Raw genomic sequence first — 16,471 nt, 5'->3', positions numbered from 1 at the left:
TTTTACTTGCTTTTGTTTAAAGAAAACTTTCCGCGTTTTTTCCGGATAAAGCTCACGAGTCCCAAAAGTGCCAGAGAATAAAACCCAGATCCTGGAAACGAGTCAATCGATGGATCTGCTACGCCACAGCCCGTCACTCCGCCGCCGCCTCTAAGCTCGACATTGCCCGGAGCATTGTTGTCTTGTGTTGGGTCGGTGCCGTCTTGGACTTCTTGTTCGTCAAGAACACCGTCATCATCGGTGTCATTGTCCTGAGCATCGGACTGCCAATAGGCTTCTTCACAGTTAGTCAGTCCGTCGCCATCATCATCGAGCACTGTTTGGCCATCAAGACGCATACGGTCCATCATGGCCTCGGTCCAGTGGCGCTCTTCCCCAGCGCCTTCCAAACACACCAGATCCCCATTTAGATGTGTTGCCTCACTTGAAGTCCCCATAACAACGCCAAGCTCGGTGTCCAAATCAATTCCGAGAAGCTCAAGATCAGCAAGATTGACGGCCCAATCGATAAAGAAGTCCCCATTGTCTCCAAAATTAGACGCTGTACTGCCTTGCGCTTGAACAGTCCGTGCATGAGTTGAAGTTTCATAGTCCAGCACTTCGCTATCGGCTGGATCATTGGGATCGTTATCCAAAGTCACCGTATCGTTGCGCTGAAGGACTATTTTTTGGGGATCGCGACTGCCATCCAACACAAGCAAGAGCTCATAGTCGCGGCGATTGCAATCGGTATCAAGCTCAACTCCCCACACTGCCGATTGAAACTTAGAAGCATCTTCACTAAGCGGGTTGGCATCAAGACGCATTCGAAAGAAAAGATGATTATCATCGACATGCCAAAACACAGCTGGGCGATCCGGGCGCCCGACAATGTCTTCATGATCAATGAATGACGTAGTGTCAGCAAGGGTATCGGTGGCAGCTTGCTCTTGGCACATAAAAGCATCCCACTGCGTGTCGCTAGGCCAACTTTGGGCAAACACAAAGGTAGCAGATCCCAAGTTTAGACACATTACAATACCAAGAATTATTAGTGTTCTTTGCTTATTCATCGCTTACCCCAGCGTACATGAAACTCGACTCTGCGATTCTCTGCACGACCTTGCTGTGTTTGATTGCTAGCTATTGGCTTGCGCTCGCCATAACCTTTGGATTGAATTCGTGAAGCATCAATATCGCCCTCTTCAACCAAATAGCGCTTCACGGTATCGGCTCGTTTTTGTGAGAGCTTTAGATTGTGATCGGCGCGGCCTACCGAGTCTGCATGGCCTTCGACTCGCATCGTCATCTCAGGATTAGCCTTCATGATGTTTGCGATTTCATCCATCATGTCACGGCTTCGCTCTTGTACGTTGTCACTGTTGGACGTGAAGTACACTGGCTGGAATGTGACAATCCGCCCACCTTCGAGTTTGACGTAGTCAGGACATCCGTCTTCATCGAGAAAACCATTTTTGGATTCCGGGGCCATCGGACATTCATCATCGCCATCCAAAAAGCCGTCTTGATCGTTGTCCAGATCAGGACACCCGTCCCAGTCTTGAAAGCCGTCCTCGTCTTCCGCTTCATCGGGACATTTGTCGTCTTCATTGCGAATGCCGTCACCATCCCGATCCTCTGGGCTCTTACGCGGCCTGGTCTGCTCCGGAGCATAGGCAATGCCCAGACCAATGCGAATATCGGGTGAGCCAACGCCTGTGCTAAGCGCGCTACCCGCGAAGCCAGTCATCCTCCAGTTCTCGGCGAACTGTTGCTCGACACCACCACGCACCTCCAGCGGGGTGACTCCAGCACCTAAAAAATCACGGGTTGCGGTATTCATGCCCACTTCAGCAAGAAGACCCGTATGGCCCTCTGAGCCCAAGGCATAGCGAAGAGCGAAGCGTCCACCAAGCTCGCTACCCGCAGTGTAATCAAGCACATCAACATCTTTGCGATAGAGAAACGATGCGTTAATAAGAATCTGCAAAGCTCCAATATGTTGAGAAAAGGCCAGAGTTGGTTTCACTCCAAAGCCAAACGCTAAAGTGTCATCGTTTGAAGAAGTTGGCAGCATGATCGGAAGATAGATAGCAAGCGCACTGAAGTAGCCCAGCTGGAAACGGTAGGCCAAATGAAGCCTCAGATCCCCGAGGGCAGCGCCTGTTTGATTCGCAAGGCCTGCCGCAACCGCAGCGCCTGGTTCATCCGTGCGGAGCAAACCCACTGGCATCGCCAAGCCAAACTGCAAGCCTTTCCATAAAGTCATGCTCGCAACCAGATCAAAAGCTAACGTATGCTCGAGCACGCTTTGTTCATTGTCGGCTGCATCACGGATCACCACCGGATTGAGCATGTAGTTGGCCCACAGCGCTAGGTATGGATCAAGCTCCGGCCGCTCGTCCGCGCCCCGTGTGCCCAACACGCCATCAGGCGAATCCGCCGGCTCGAAACGCTGGCCGCCCAAACGCTGTGCCTCGGCCCCCATCGTTCCAGCACTAAATACCAAAACGAATGCCGCAACAAACAGAAGCGTTGCTCGAAAGCTCGCTAGGGTTCCTAAAAAACTGCCAAGTAATCCACCATGAACCAGCATGTTGGTTATCTCCTCTTGCAACGCGTCGCGGATAAATCCGGGAAGTGCCGTATGGTAGACCCGCTCATTCACTTGGCGCAAGTCTATGGACTAGTGCTTGCGCCGCGCCAGCTCGCGCTCGACATAAGCCTTGAAATTTCAGGTGACTGCCAGAGAACATTATGCAAGAGTCTGCTCACTATGAAACAGTATTGGTTACTTAATCCCGGGCCCGTCAATACCTCCGAGACTGTAAAGCAAGCATCGATCTCAGTGGATCTTTGCCACCGCGAGCCAGAATACGCAGAGCTTATGCAAGCGATTCGCACAAAGCTGCTCGAGGTAGCTGGTCTGAAACAAGGCGAACACCACGTTGCTCTAATCGCTGGCTCAGGAACCGCCGCTGTTGAACTTGGCCTTGTTTCCATCGTCCGGCCCGGGAAAAAACTACTCACAGTAAAAAACGGTGTTTACGGCGATCGCATGGCCAACATGGCTGCACGCTCAGGCATAGACTGCGTTTCAGTCGAAGTGCCTTGGGGAGAACTTCCAGACCTGAAAAAGATTGAAACACTCCTTAAGAGCGATCCCGACATTGACGCCCTTAGCCTAGTGCACCATGAAACAACCACAGGCCTTATCAACCCAGTCGATGCCATCGGGCAATTATGTAAAGCGACCGACACACTTTTTTACCTCGACTCAGTTTCGGGTTTTGCCGGAGAAGAGCTCGATATCAAAGCAAGTCACATCGATTTCATGGCAGCCACAGCTAATAAATGCATTCATGGTCTGCCGGGCATGTCTTTTGTGATTGTTTCGGACAAGGGTCGCAAACATCTCGAACAGGTCCCTCCCCGTTCGGCCTATTTTGACTTGGGCAACTATCTCAAGACCCAAGACACTGGAAATGTGCCTTTTACACCATGTGTCCCTGGCGCATTATCACTCAATCAAGCTTTGGACGAGCTTGCTCAGAGTGGTGGTATTCAAGCACGCATAAAACTCTATAAAGAGCGCTCATCGTTTTTGCGAGGCGAGTTCAAGAAACTCGGCTTGCAGTTCTATATTGATGAAAACCTGCTTTCAAACAGTATTACCACTTATCATCTGCCCAAAGGCTTCAACTACGCAAAACTCCACGATGCTTTAAAAGAACAAGGTTTTGTGATTTACGCAGGCCAGGGAAAACTCGGCAGTGAAGTATTCCGCATTGCGAATATAGGTCATGTACCTATGTCTGCTTACGCCGATTTGGTCGACTGCATGCGACAGCTGCTGCGAGAGCAATAAAGCATGCTCACCATGTAGAGGTTTGCGGGTACAATCGCGATAAACCAGTAGCCCACGTAGGCCGCAGGAAACACGGCAATGAAAAGAGCAGCGATCACCATAAGCAAATGGTGATGGGTTGGGCCGAACCACTGCACGCGTCGAAAACAAAGATAGCCACCAGGACGACCAGGTCCGGTCGAACGCTCAAGCCAGGCAACGTAATTTACCCAGCTTCGGTAAATCATTTTCTCAAAAGGCGTTTTTGGATCATCTGCAAATTTATCCAGCGATTTATCGATTGAACCCTGCTTCAAACGTTGCTTCACATCATCGACCACCGCACTGTGCCAAACAAAAGTGGCCGCTGCAGGAATAAACAAAACAAACCAATGCCAAAAACCAAGTTCAACACCCAGCACGCGCAACTTGAGGCGACCAAGGTAGATTACCATACCAAGAAAAATGCTAAACACGGTGGCGCCATCCGCTAAACCATCAATGATTCTACCCTGCCAGCCTCCACTGTTTCGAAAACGAGACAGCTCACCGTCCACGCAATCAAACACCATCGCTGAAAAAAACAGCGCAGCGCCATACAAGGGCGCAGGCCATGGGAAGGCGTAACAAATACCAGCAGAAACACCGACCATGCCCGTAAAAAAGGTGACTTGATTGGCACTAAGCGAGGTGTGCTTGCCAAGAAAGCGTGCAATCTGCCGCCCGATGGGCCGACACAATACGGCATCTAGCCATTCATCTTTTACTGGAGCTTTCAGACCGGCCATACGCTACCCCTCACTAAGAATGGCTGGAGCAATCTCATTTCGGGCACGAGCCAAGTCTTGCTCAAAATCGATTTCAGTCCAAGGAAGATTGCCCACTGTCTCGAACTTTACTTCTGCCACATCGAAAAATGCATTGAGCGCGGTCTCGTACTCGAGATCTTCGCCCTGTTCTTTGATGGTGCGATCAATTGTTTGTTTGAGCAAGGACTGATCAGCCTTTGCTATCCTAAAAAACCCAATCGATTCGCCAACTTTATCAAAAGGTCCAATTGGACTGACACGTCTCGCAATCGCTGCAGCGCGATTGGCACGAATGCCGATCATCATCTCTTCGCCAGTCTCGTCCGAGCGCTCATCGATAAGAACACTGTTCGCATGACTGCTCTTGGCGAGTGTAGCGAGCACCTGTGGATGGTAAAATACATCAGCATCCATGGTGACGACATCTTCCGTTATCGCATCAAGTCCTTTGCGCAAAGATAAAATCGAGCCCTTGGTGTACTCATCGTTGCGAATAAGTTCGATACGCAGGGCGAGATCCAACGAAGCTACGGCGTCTTTGATTTTGTCTTCCTCATGACCAGTGACGATCACAGCTTTGGAAAACCCAAGATTGGCGTAGTTCGCTAGATGTCGCTCAAGCAGAGTTTGCCCTGCTACTTCAAGCAAACACTTAGGCATCGCCTTGGTGTAAGGACCAAGGCGTTTACCAACTCCTGCTGCAAGTAATAACGCCTGCATATCGATATCTAGCGGATGGTTGCCCAAGCGCGTTGATAGTCTTCGAAGCTATCGATCTCGGTCCAGCCTTTGTACACTTCAACCGCTTGAACTTGGCCGCCTTGGTCAATGACTTCTTGCAAAAGATCGGTAAGTTTTGCTTGCTGTACACTCTGAGCTTCGTGGAACTTGCCGGATGTTTTTTTACTCAAAGCGCTTTGCCATGCTTCGCGCAAAATTCGGCAACCTTGCTCTGATAGCATCATCATGCCGACAAACTCGCCACTGGCGTCCTTCGCACTGATGTCGGTTGCAATCTTGCGCACCACGCTAGGTTTCGATGCAGGCAAAAAGCGCACCGAATCACGCTCGACAGCCGGCGCATCAATCAATACAAAATCGCGGCCAGTGCTGCTTGCATCGGGACTAACCGAGCGGTCCACCGCAATCGTAATGTCCGCCGAAGATCGCAATAATTTCTCAAGCAAGGCCTGCTCGAATAAAACATCTCCGTAGCTTACAACCACACGCTTGTTCAGCTCTTTATCCGCCTTGAACAAACTCACAGCCTCGCCCGTGCTCTCGTATTCGTCGTTATCATAACTGCGGATGTTGGGCAGGTTGATCGCGTCTTTTTTGTAGCCACGGACTACAATCACGTCTTTGATATTGGCTGAGTTAAAGCCGTCAATTTGGCGCTCCAAAATCGTCTTGCCGCGGATATCAAGCATCGCGCGTGGCTTATCTTCGATAAGCGAGCCAAGCTCTTTTTCATAACCGGCATCAAGCACAATGCTGGATACGCCAGTACCACCAGAAGGCAGGTAGCTTGCTTCTTGCTCCTTCATCTCCTGCACGCCGATAATTTCATAAACAGCAGTGAGCGGTACCACCATGTCTTTTACGGCACCGGTTGAGCCAGCTTTACGCATGGTGTGCAAAGTCTCGCGCATGGCTTTGATCGAGCTACGAAGCGCATGGTTTGCGCAAATGATCATCTTGAAACCTGCTTCATGCAGTTCGCTCACTGTCGCCGAATCATAGGTTGTTGGCACGCAAACAAGTGGGGTTTTGCGATCCCAAGCCTTTGCAAAGTCTTTAACCTCAGTGGCCTCTTTGGACTTGGAGTGAATGAGCACCATGTCCGCTCCGGCATCCGCATAGGCCCGCGCACGCTTGAGTGCTTCTTCCATGCCCCAACCTGCAATCAAGGCCTCGGTGCGCGCGATCACCAAAAAGTCTTTGGATTTACGTGTTTCAAGCACCGCTTTAATCTTACCAACATGCTCTTCGATCGGAGCAAGTTCTCGTTTGACGCCTGCATAAAAAGAGCAGCGCTTAGGAAAAGAGTTATCCTCAATGCACACCGCTGAGACACCAGCAGCCTCGTAGTGTTTGACCATATGAATAACGTTGATGGCGTTGCCGTAACCGTTGTCGCAGTCGGCAACCACGGGAATCTCCGCGGCATCGACCATCTGACGCGCCAAAGCGATATTGTCGGCCATCGTAAGAATGTTTGCATCCGGAATGCCGTGAGTCGCCGAGATTTCAAAACCACTCGCCCAAATGCCTTCATAACCAGCTTCTTGCACCAGCTTGGCAGAAAGACCATTGTGTGCTCCGGCAATCACAATCGGTCCGGGACTATTTAACATTTCACGAAGACTCTTAGCTTGACTCATGACAACTCACTTTCGGCCGGCCGGCCGGCCTGTATAATAAACTCGCCGTATTCTGACACTAAATTTAGAAAAATGCCAAGCGCAAATCAGACATAAGCCCTAAGGCGAATTTTATAACGATTTTCGTGTCCACTTGTATAGCCAACTCCAAAACGTAGCTCGAGACGCCAAAAATAACCAATAAAATCAATGAATGTTCACAAAGCCAGCACAAATTTGCGAACGATTTCCAAAGCGACTCTTTTTACCAGAAACGATCAGCGGAAGATGCATGGCTAGCACCAAGACTACCTTGGGCATCATGGCCCACACTGTATTGAGTCAGGCCAGGAGTTAAGCTCGCCTGCCTGTCGAGCAGGCATTGCGTGCTACAATACAATAATCAAGGGAAGGATAGATAGCTTGCTAAAACCTAATTGTACCTTCTTATTACCCTTAGTTTCCGTCGTATTCTTTTTCAACATCGGGGCATGTTCTAAAAATGCAATTGATCTGCTTGGTAAAGCATGCCCTTGCGTAGCAGGTTTTGTGTGTGACGATACGCGCCAAGTCTGTGTTGATGCTGCGAGCCAGGAAGATGGCGGCCCAGACAATAACGGATCTGTCAACTCGTCTTCGGACGGAAGCTCCCCTCTTCCGCTCACCTTGTCTGTTGAACACGATGCAGAGGCCTTCGAACAATGCAAAATCGTTGAGTACGATGACACGAATGGCTACCCTTCCAAGGTTGTGACTCAACCCTTGGGTTACGATGCTTGCACCAATAATATCTATCCCAATGCCTCCTTGTGTAACACTTTTGAAGAAGGCAGCATCGACAGCCCTTGGATTCTTCCTCTATCAACAGGTGGATTTGGCCCTCGAATTAGCATTGGCACTATTGTTCCCTATCGCGGCACCTATTCCTTACGAACCCTCAATAACGACAGTAGTGTTGAAATGATTGCACGATACGAAACTACTGTTTTTGACGCCGCTCCCGAACGCCTCAACTTTCGCTTTTATTTTTACTCCTATGCTGCCACGGCCCAAGGGAGCTACCACTTCGCAAGACTAAGCTGGATGACCTCGAGCATCAGTCTTGGAGCAGATGAACAACACGTTCCTGTCCTGCGAGTTGGGCAAGATGGTGAGTACGTTGATGCTCGAGTCGATGAACTCGGGCTCACACTAGCATCAACAGATAGCTCCGATGCCATCGAACTGGACATTAACCCAAGCGACAAAACGATTATTTTTTGGCTCAACGGTGTTTGCGCTGATGCCTTCCGCTATGAACTTCTAAGTGAACCAAAAGACATCTCGCTTGAGCTTGGCCTATTCGAGCCGCGCAATCTTGACCCCGGACAAGCCCAGATTGTTTACTTTGATGACATTGTTATGCAAGATGGCCTTGTCGGGGAAATTAAAAAGCCAGTTATTGGGCCTCAATCCTCCAGCCCATAAGCTTCAAGATAAAACTAGAGCATTTTCCAATACAATTGAGCGAAATATCGCGCAGGACGGAGCGGCTGAGGCAAGGCGCGACAACAAGCCGTAGTGGTGCTACGGTGAGGAGGAGCAACGCGGCATCAGCCGCTCTGGGCAAGCGAGCATCGAATCAATTGTATCGGAACATGCTCTAAGCCCGTGAACCAAGCACGATGCCCTGTTCCATAAACTTGGCAAGGGTGTCGCAAAGTTTCTCGATGAAGCCTTGGCTGATCGATTCGTTTCGTTTCGCTAGTACTGAACGTACTGCGTCGGATGCCGGTTTTGATGCATCAGCCTGCCATGCTTGCAACAAATCCATCATGATCGGACTCAGCAACCAGGTATGCACTCGATGGGTTGTCATCGAACGGAAGACACAAAGCGAGCTAGGCTTTGCCTGCCTGTTGCCTGCATCTTTCTGATGCACTGGATAGTCCAATTGCAGAAACACACAAGTTGGGTTGAGCACAATAGCTTTTTCAAAGTCAAAACCAACGATGTCCCCTGACTCGTGTACCTCTACAAATGCTGCGTGCCATACAACTTGCTCGTACCGTATGAGGTCGCGAAGATACTTCGATTCGACCAACGCGTCTGAGGCCAGACTGAGCGTATAAGCCGCAAATTCAGAAGGCACATCGAGCAAAAAGGGGGTCTGCGGCGCACGCTCAGCAAGGAAATCCGAAAACAGTTTGTCAAAGCCAGCTTCGCCTATTTCGTTTTTGCTTCGAGGCGAAGCCGAGCCAATCATTTTACGCAAACGATGTCTGGCCATCCTGCGGTAAAGTTCCCAACCTTCTTTGGGACCAGCAAATTCAGCGATGGCATCCATAGGCAACTCGCGCTCAAAACACAAACGAAGAAAGTTGGTTTCGATGTGTTGCAAGGAAAGACTCATGGCTGCATCCGCAAGGGCTTTTCTTCGCTTTTTGGTAAGGTTGCACGCTGGTAGATAGCATGGAGACGACCAACCTCCGCTTCAAGCTCTTTAAAGTCCGGAAAGTTATCATCTCGTTCAAGCAGTACGGGTTTAGGTCCCATGCGTTTCATCGTATGCTCAAAGAGCGCATAGACATCTTCACAGATAGCTTCTGCATGCGTATCCACAATCGAGCCATTTTTTCTACGCCAATGGCCGGCCATATGCATATGCGCAACCCTCTGTGGCGGGATCTGATCGATGTACTGTCTTGGATCAAAGCGATGATTCTCACTGTTGACGTACACATTGTTTACATCAAGCAAAAGCAAGGCATCGCTCTTGTCGAGCACCTCCAGCAAAAATTCAATCTCTGGCATCGCCGGGGGAAGAATGTCTGCGTAGTAACTCACGTTCTCAATCGCGACGGGCAAACAAAGCGCATCTTGCAGCTCTTTGATGCGGCGAACGCTTACCTCAATAGCTTCTTTAGTAAAGGGCAACGGCAGCAAATCATGTAGATGCTGGCCAGCCACTTGGGTGAAGCATAAGTGCTCGCTGTGCCAGGGCACTTTAACGTTTTCGTTCAAAAAGCGGCGTAGCTTCTTTGTGTAATCCGGATCGAAGGCTTCAAGATTACCAAAACCGAGAGACAAACCATGGCTAAGAACTGGCCAATGCTCTTGAGCTTGCTCAAGCATGGCCTCAAAACGTCCGCCGCGTGCCAGATAATTTTCGGGGTGAACTTCAACGAAGCGCAGAGCCTTCGGCTTGTTAGCAAACAGGGCCTCGGCCAATGGATAGCGTAATCCTAAACCAATGCCGTTCAGCCGCTCGATCTGCGGTGCGTTCATAATCTCTTTAAAGCAATACATCCGTGCCTGCGCAAGGCAAGCACGGATGTATAAGTCCTTGACAATGCTTACTCAGCAGCTTCTTCGCCGCTTTCTTCAGCAGCACCACATGAAGCTTCTGAACCAGCTTCGCCTTCAGCACCCTCAGCAGCTGCGCCGCAGGAACCTTCAGCTGGAGCAGCTTCTTCAGCACCAGCGGTCTCTTCAGCAGCAGGCTCTTCGCTGCTGCCGCAACCAAATCCAGCGAAACCAAAAGCTGCAGTAGCCATAATGATCAGGTTCTTTTTAATGTCCATGTTGTTCTATCCTCCACAATAAACGATTTGCTAGCAACCGAGCGTTCCGCGTTTAGGCGAATCGCCAAACCTCATTTTGAGCACAAGATTGCCTGTTTCAAAAAAAGGTTTCGAGCAGACTAGACCGAAGGCAACCCAAACTGCAAGCGCACAAACACCATGGGCTTAATCCTAGACGAAGTACACATCTGGAGCAGACATGCCAAAGTTGGCAACAAAACACCTATAAAAAAGCCAAACATGGCAACTTTCTTTTAGTTTATCGCCAAAATAAAGCTGTTGATTTAATGGGCTTTTTGTGTTGCTCGCACTATGAAAAGCAGAATTTCATGGATGAAGCGGCGAGCAAACTTCAGCCAAAATTATTTTCGGGCGGCACGCAATCGTTCAATCATGCTGTCCCGACGGGGCGCACGTGTTGGCTCGGCTCGCTTCCATCCACCAAATTGTCGCTCAAGTAGCTCGGCGACGTGAAGACAAAGTCGATCTGCACCCCTCGGGCCGATCACCTGAACGGCAATGGGAAGTCCATCTTCGTCGCGGCAAATGGGAAGCACCGTGGATGGAAACTCCAGCACGTTGAAGATAGCTGTGTAGGCGATATCCAAGGGGTTGAGCACGGTAAAATTGTGAGGCGGTGCCGTTCTGCTATAGGCGGGATAAATTAAAATACCTCGCTCCCCTAGCAGCGTCTCCAAATCCTGTTTGAGACTTCGACCTTCCGTAGCCAGTTGTTTAATGGGCGCAAAACGCTCAGGAAGTTTTCGAAAGACCCTATCTAAAGCAGCCATACCAATAGCGTGCGGTGTATGATCGGAACGACCCACCATGATTTTAAAAACTTCCCGCAGAATTTCGAGCTCTTGTCCTTCGGCCAAAAGTTCGCCGTAACTGCCGTCCTGTGCCTCTCCAATCATCGATGTCCAAATCTCAAAAGATTTTTTCAAACGTGGCTCATCGAGCTCTTGGATTTGAGCTCCCTGCTCACGAAGCGCATTGACAGATTGCATCACCGCTTGTTGCACGCACTCCGAAACACGATAACGACCATTGTCCGTTGCAAAGAAGACCTTGAGCTCATCGCTTTTTGGCAGCTCATCACTTGAAAGTGGTAAAGCAACGTTATGTTGCGAATCGGCTATCACCCTCAAGACGGCAAGCAAATCCTGGCAACGACGAGCAATCGGACCACCCGTAAGGTAGTTGCTAATCTGCTCTGGCGCCGGAGGAAAATGGCCTTGGTTTGGAACGAGATTGCCTGTTGGTTTGTGGCCACATGCGCCACAAAAAGCCGCTGGTAGCCGAATGGAGCCTCCGATATCGGATGAAATAGCAAAGGGTGCTCCTCCTGCACCTACTATCGCCCCGTCGCCACCGCTTGAGCCGCCCGAGGTACGGGAGAGATCCCAAGGGTTGTTGGTTCGGCCATATAGACGGTTATCGCTCTCTGCCCACATCCCGCCTTCAGGCACGTTGGTGCCACCAAGCACAATAGCTCCCGCTGCACGCACTCGCTTGATGATTTCGGCATCGTCTTCAGAAATGCATTCTTTGCGGTGCACCATACCACCCGTTTGCGGCAGACCGCGCACAGCCCAAAACTCTTTGACAGTGCAGGGAACACCAAACAAAGCTTGTTTGGCCACATCAATTTCATCGTGCTGGAGTTTACGTTCCGCCGAATGCGCTTCTTGGAGCGCCAAATCAAAGCGTTCTGCAACAAGCGCATTGATATAGGGATTGATCTCTTGAATGCGTTCAATATGCGCCGTCGTCACTTCAACGGGCGAGAGTTTTTTTTGCCGAATTAGTTGGGCAAGTTCAACCACAGAAAGGTCAAGAATGGAACTCGAGGTACTGGCGCTCACTGTAGTAGAATAGCATTAAACCTTAGTTCGCCCCCTTTTTCGCTCCAACGTAGCTTTTCCACGCTCAGCGAAGGATTTGACCAAGTGCCCCATCTTCGGGTGCTCAGGTTCCAAATCAACCGGCAAACCACGTTCTTTTAGGGCCTCCGAGCAGATAGGACCCACCGAAAGCACGAGGAGATCATCGCAAAGCGCTTTTTTCATGGCCTCGGCTTCGCCAAGCTTCTCAGCAACCTGAAATAAGTGATCCACTTGCCGTGCACTCGTAAAAAGCACCGCATCGGCCTCTCGCTTGGCGATGGTTACAATAGCTTGCTCAAGCGGCTTGGTGTCTTCTGGAAGTTGCCAAGCATAGACTTGAATGACCTCAAGCAGAGCGCCCATGGCCTTGAGACCCGCGACAAGCTCAACATTTGAGCGCCCATACTCTTGAAGCACAACACGTCTATCTTGTAAGGAAATGTCGGATCGTTCGATGTCTTCCAAAAGTTCACGCCAGGTATTGGGTTCACGTGCAACAAGCGCGGGCTTGATGCCATATTCTTTTAGAACCGCTACCGGTTTAGGACCACGACAAAGCAAGGTGCACTGCTCTATTTTCCTCAGAATCGCGCCGCGATCCACGACAGAGCTCATCGCATCCACAAGCATACGCAAACCCACACCGGTGAGTAAGACTAGAACGTCCACCTCATCGTTTAGAAGCTTGGTTGCAAAGGCGTGAGCCTCGCTCTGGTCCGCGAGAGGAAGCTCTCTCATGGAGGGAGCTTCAAGGACCTCTGCCCCGCGCTTCCTGAGCAAGGTGGCCATATCGCCTTGCCGGCGCGATTCCAGACTTACAACTTTCAAGTCTTCGAGTTCTTTACCAGCCATAAAAAGGGGTTCTTTGCTTTCCTAAGAACTCTAACGCTTTACTGGAGCGGGAAATGGGATTCGAACCCACGACTTCAACCTTGGCAAGGTTGCACTCTACCACTGAGTTATTCCCGCATACAGAGCTGGAGCAATCTCCAGACAAGGCCGATCTGGTATTTCAGCTAGACAAAAGTGTCAAGCCCTTAGCGAAGCAAAAAATAGATTTAAAGCGATAAAACAACGCTTATTCGTAACGCACGCCTTCAGCAGGCGCAAGACGTGATGCCCAAAAGCTGGGGAGCAAGGTAGCGAGACTGCAAATGCTTAGCGCCACAACGGTAGTAAGCACGAATTCCGCCAAGCTAATGCGTACGGGTAAATGATCGACCAAATAGACTTTTGGATCCAAAGCGAACTTGTAGCGACTCAAGTAAGCGCACACACCGCCACCAAGTATCAGCCCCAAAAAGGTGCCGACGCCTCCGATCACGGCTCCTTGAAACCCAAACATCGCCATGATGTTTCGCTTCTTGGCACCCATGGCTTTGAGAATCGCTATCTCTTTTTTCTTCTCAAGCACGATCATGATCAAGGTTGCAATGACATTGAACGCGGCCACCAGAATAATGGTCGCAATAACTAAGCTAAGCGCTACTTTTTGAATCTCAAGCGCCGTGAAGAGATTGTGATTCAACTCACGCCAATCCATCGTGTGGTACGGACCTTCACCAAGTTTACGCTCAAGTTTACGCGCTACGTTGGGAGCGTTTTCAATATTGGATAAGCGGAGCTCGACACCCGTGACGGTATCGCCTTGATCAAAAAAGGCCTGCGACGCGTACAGGTCCACATACACAAGCCGGCTGTCATACTCTTGAAAGCCAGCTTTAAAAATACCCGTCACAATAAAATTCTGAGACTTCGGTGTACTTTGGCTAGGCGCCCACATGCTTACATCAAGACCGGTCACCGGAGAGTAGACACTAACTTGATCGCCAACTTCGATACCCAGATTCTCAGCGAGAGTCTGACCCACTATGACGCCGCCAAGCTTTGCTGAACCTTGTTCCTGCGTTTCAATCGCATCGGTCTCATCAAACAAAGCGTTTTCTTCATCGTCACTTAAACCGGGACCTAAGGCCGATGTCTTGTCCAAAGCCGCTTCCGCAGCATCAAGACTTGGAACCGAGACTGTAGGAACTCTATCTTGCTTAACGTTATCCTTTTTGCTCTTTGAACTAGCTGCTCTAAGCCCCTCTTTTTCACGCCGCACCTGATCTAAAATACTTTGGAACCCTTCATCGTCGTCTAACTGCTCAAACTCCACCGTGGCCATTGCCGGGGGTTTTGCGCCCGCTGCACGCAATCCTTTAAGACTGCCTTCGACAATCTGATCGGGCAGATCCAGAACCTTTTTAAGACGGCTGGGATCAACGCCCTTTACCAACACACCGGAAACACGATCACCCTTAGCAAGCATCATGTCGTCAATGCGAAATGGGGCAGCCCCAAGCACGCCAGGGATGGCTTCAGCATCCGCTATCACCTCACGGTACTCCTCAAAATCAAGGCCGTACTTAAGAACGAGGACATGTGCATTAACGCCGAGTACTTTGTTACGAAATTGCTCCTGAAAGCCAGAGGTAATCGACATCACCGTTAAAAGTGCAGCCACACCCAAAGCCACACCAGCGACAGCGACGAAAGTAATCACTGAAACGGTGGAACGCTTTTCAGACCGCAGATAACGCAGGCCAATATCAATGGCGTAGTGCATAGCAAAGGAGACTGCTACCATAGAGCCTATCGATGACCAAGGCCACGCCTAAATACTCGCTTGAAAAACTACGTTTGTTGCGTCAAGCCCAAGAAAAAGAAACTTATCGCCTCTGGGAATCTGCACAGGAGCACACGAGACAATGCCAGAGCATCTATCAAGATACTCGTGAAGAGTCTGAAAAGGTGGAATCCAAGCGACATGCACTCGAGGAGCAGATGGTTCAGCACAGTAGTGCACAGGACCTTCAAGAATCCGCTTTGTTCATACAAAAGCTTCTACGTCGATCACAAACCCTAAGCGAGCAGATAGCCAAACTTGCTGAACGACTAAAATGGGCCAAAAAAGAGGAAACTGAAGCGCAGCTTGTTTGGCAAGCCGCTCGAAGGGACAGAGAAGCAAGCGATAAACATTTTGAAAAGTGGCAAAAAGAGCGCAAACGAGACCTTTCCCATCGACAGGAGCTAGGCCAAGAAGAACACAACGACAGCCACCGCGCCTTTCAAAGCAGAAATGACAACAAAGGCAAGTAGCGTTAAGCTTGCATGCAATGACCGAACTACCAGAAGGTTATGATTTTAAAGGCGCCGTGTTTGATTTGGAAACCCCAAAAGACCGGCAAATCCTTTGCTTCGTTCTATCACAAGCTCTTTATGGAGAAGCCACAGGCGTCTATTGCGGCAAGTCTCTTTTCGGAGCTTACAGTCTCGAAGCCGCGCGTTTTTATACACGGCAAGCCAGGCAAGAATTGGGCCATTTGCAGATGTTCGCAGACATCTTTCGCGCACTTGAGCTTCAACCGCAAAAAGCACACTGGATCATTCGCCTGCTTTCCAGTCACAACAACTACTACCCGCTCAAGGTGCTCATGGAACACGCTATTGGTGAAGGGATGGTGCTTGATATTTTTAAAGATGTTCTTTTGCAGACCCTTCCAGATGCCGATCCCAGAGTGCTCGAGATAAAAAAGAAATTATTGGTTATTTGCCGCGAAGAAGCTGAGCACGTGGCTTGGGGTGAAAAAGAAAGCAAATTCATGCTCAAGAGACGCCCTTGGTTAGAAACCCCCTACTATGGGCTTGTCCAGATGCAGCTCATCGCCGTGCGCTGGCTGGCCAAGCGTATCAAACGCAAACTCGGAGGGCATCCTGTAGTCGATCAGCTACCTGACTTTATTCACCACGTTGAACAACGGATCCTTGCGCAGGGCAAAGCCATCGGCTTTGTCCCTGACACCCAGCCCAATTTGGCAAAACGACTGACTGCAATACTTTGGGGTTTGCTCCTCTACCTAAGGTCACAGTTTTCTCGTAGCGAATCCAAAATCGATAAAATCTACCGAAAAGAGCTCGGCTTCGAGAAGTAGTCCAACGCCTCCTTTGAGGAAACTTGCTGCGCCAGCAAAGGCCT

The 16,471-nt window shown here is 50.0% G+C and carries 15 protein-coding genes and 1 tRNA gene; 4 read left to right on the top strand and 12 right to left on the bottom strand.

Going from position 1 to position 16,471, the window contains the following annotated elements:
* Positions 1-2: 2 nt before the first annotated feature.
* Both IPJ88_05405 and IPJ88_05400 read right to left on the bottom strand, forming a co-directional pair.
* Positions 3-1,052 (bottom strand): hypothetical protein, encoded by a 1,050-nt coding sequence (locus tag IPJ88_05405; GenBank protein QQR91170.1) that lies wholly within the window; start codon positions 1,050-1,052, stop codon positions 3-5.
* Positions 1,049-2,575 (bottom strand): OmpA family protein, encoded by a 1,527-nt coding sequence (locus IPJ88_05400; GenBank protein QQR91169.1) that lies wholly within the window; start codon positions 2,573-2,575, stop codon positions 1,049-1,051. The genes IPJ88_05405 and IPJ88_05400 overlap by 4 nt, the downstream gene beginning before the upstream one ends.
* Between IPJ88_05400 and IPJ88_05395 the strand changes: the two genes are divergently transcribed.
* On the top strand, positions 2,564-3,847 hold the full coding sequence (locus IPJ88_05395) for an alanine--glyoxylate aminotransferase family protein (protein ID QQR91168.1): 1,284 nt from the start codon (positions 2,564-2,566) through the stop codon (positions 3,845-3,847). The two genes, IPJ88_05400 and IPJ88_05395, sit on opposite strands and share 12 nt — an antisense overlap.
* Here the strand turns inward: IPJ88_05395 and IPJ88_05390 are convergent.
* Genes IPJ88_05390 through IPJ88_05380 form a run of 3 tightly spaced genes read right to left on the bottom strand, consistent with a single transcriptional unit; the run spans position 3,799 to position 7,019 of the window.
* Positions 3,799-4,614, bottom strand: a complete 816-nt coding sequence (locus tag IPJ88_05390; GenBank protein QQR91167.1) for a CDP-alcohol phosphatidyltransferase family protein — start codon at positions 4,612-4,614, stop codon at positions 3,799-3,801. The genes IPJ88_05395 and IPJ88_05390 overlap by 49 nt on opposite strands.
* A gap of 3 nt (positions 4,615-4,617) precedes the next feature.
* Entirely contained in the window at positions 4,618-5,355 is a 738-nt protein-coding gene (locus IPJ88_05385) for a phosphocholine cytidylyltransferase family protein (GenBank protein QQR91166.1), read from the bottom strand.
* Between the two features lie 8 nt (positions 5,356-5,363).
* A complete protein-coding gene (locus IPJ88_05380) occupies positions 5,364-7,019 on the bottom strand; it encodes an isocitrate lyase/phosphoenolpyruvate mutase family protein (GenBank protein ID QQR91165.1) in 1,656 nt (551 codons plus the stop codon).
* Positions 7,020-7,421: 402 nt separating this feature from the next.
* Between IPJ88_05380 and IPJ88_05375 the strand changes: the two genes are divergently transcribed.
* Entirely contained in the window at positions 7,422-8,465 is a 1,044-nt protein-coding gene (locus IPJ88_05375; protein ID QQR91164.1) for a hypothetical protein, read from the top strand.
* Positions 8,466-8,640: 175 nt separating this feature from the next.
* Here the strand turns inward: IPJ88_05375 and IPJ88_05370 are convergent, their stop codons facing one another.
* The 7 genes from IPJ88_05370 to IPJ88_05340 all read right to left on the bottom strand — a co-directional run bounded on the left by IPJ88_05370 (position 8,641) and on the right by IPJ88_05340 (position 15,082).
* The gene (locus IPJ88_05370; protein QQR91163.1) at positions 8,641-9,390 is read right to left on the bottom strand and encodes a putative DNA-binding domain-containing protein; all 750 of its coding nucleotides are present in this window, start codon (positions 9,388-9,390) and stop codon (positions 8,641-8,643) included.
* Positions 9,387-10,265: a DUF692 domain-containing protein gene (locus IPJ88_05365; GenBank protein QQR91162.1), complete on the bottom strand. Its 879-nt coding sequence runs from the start codon at positions 10,263-10,265 to the stop codon at positions 9,387-9,389. Before IPJ88_05365 ends, IPJ88_05370 begins: the two co-directional genes overlap by 4 nt.
* A 68-nt stretch (positions 10,266-10,333) precedes the next feature.
* A complete protein-coding gene (locus tag IPJ88_05360; protein QQR91161.1) occupies positions 10,334-10,561 on the bottom strand; it encodes a hypothetical protein in 228 nt (75 codons plus the stop codon).
* 362 nt (positions 10,562-10,923) lie between these two features.
* The gene (locus tag IPJ88_05355; GenBank protein ID QQR91160.1) at positions 10,924-12,429 is read right to left on the bottom strand and encodes an amidase; all 1,506 of its coding nucleotides are present in this window, start codon (positions 12,427-12,429) and stop codon (positions 10,924-10,926) included.
* Positions 12,430-12,444: 15 nt separating this feature from the next.
* Complete coding sequence (locus tag IPJ88_05350) at positions 12,445-13,302, bottom strand: uroporphyrinogen-III synthase (GenBank protein ID QQR91159.1); 858 nt, start codon at positions 13,300-13,302, stop codon at positions 12,445-12,447.
* Positions 13,303-13,344: 42 nt separating this feature from the next.
* Positions 13,345-13,419 (bottom strand) — tRNA-Gly (locus tag IPJ88_05345).
* A gap of 109 nt (positions 13,420-13,528) precedes the next feature.
* Entirely contained in the window at positions 13,529-15,082 is a 1,554-nt protein-coding gene (locus IPJ88_05340) for an ABC transporter permease (protein ID QQR91158.1), read from the bottom strand.
* 11 nt (positions 15,083-15,093) lie between these two features.
* Here IPJ88_05340 and IPJ88_05335 point away from each other — a divergent pair, with 11 nt between their 5' ends.
* Both IPJ88_05335 and IPJ88_05330 read left to right on the top strand, forming a co-directional pair.
* Positions 15,094-15,594 carry a hypothetical protein gene (locus IPJ88_05335; protein QQR91157.1) on the top strand — a complete coding sequence of 167 codons (501 nt, stop codon included), beginning with the start codon at positions 15,094-15,096 and terminating at the stop codon, positions 15,592-15,594.
* A 17-nt stretch (positions 15,595-15,611) separates the two neighbouring features.
* Entirely contained in the window at positions 15,612-16,427 is an 816-nt protein-coding gene (locus IPJ88_05330) for a ferritin-like domain-containing protein (protein ID QQR91156.1), read from the top strand.
* Positions 16,428-16,471: the final 44 nt, after the last annotated feature.

Source organism: Myxococcales bacterium (assembly GCA_016699535.1).
In the GTDB taxonomy this organism is placed as follows: Bacteria; Myxococcota_A; Polyangia; order Polyangiales.
This window is presented reverse-complemented; position numbering and strand designations above follow the sequence as displayed.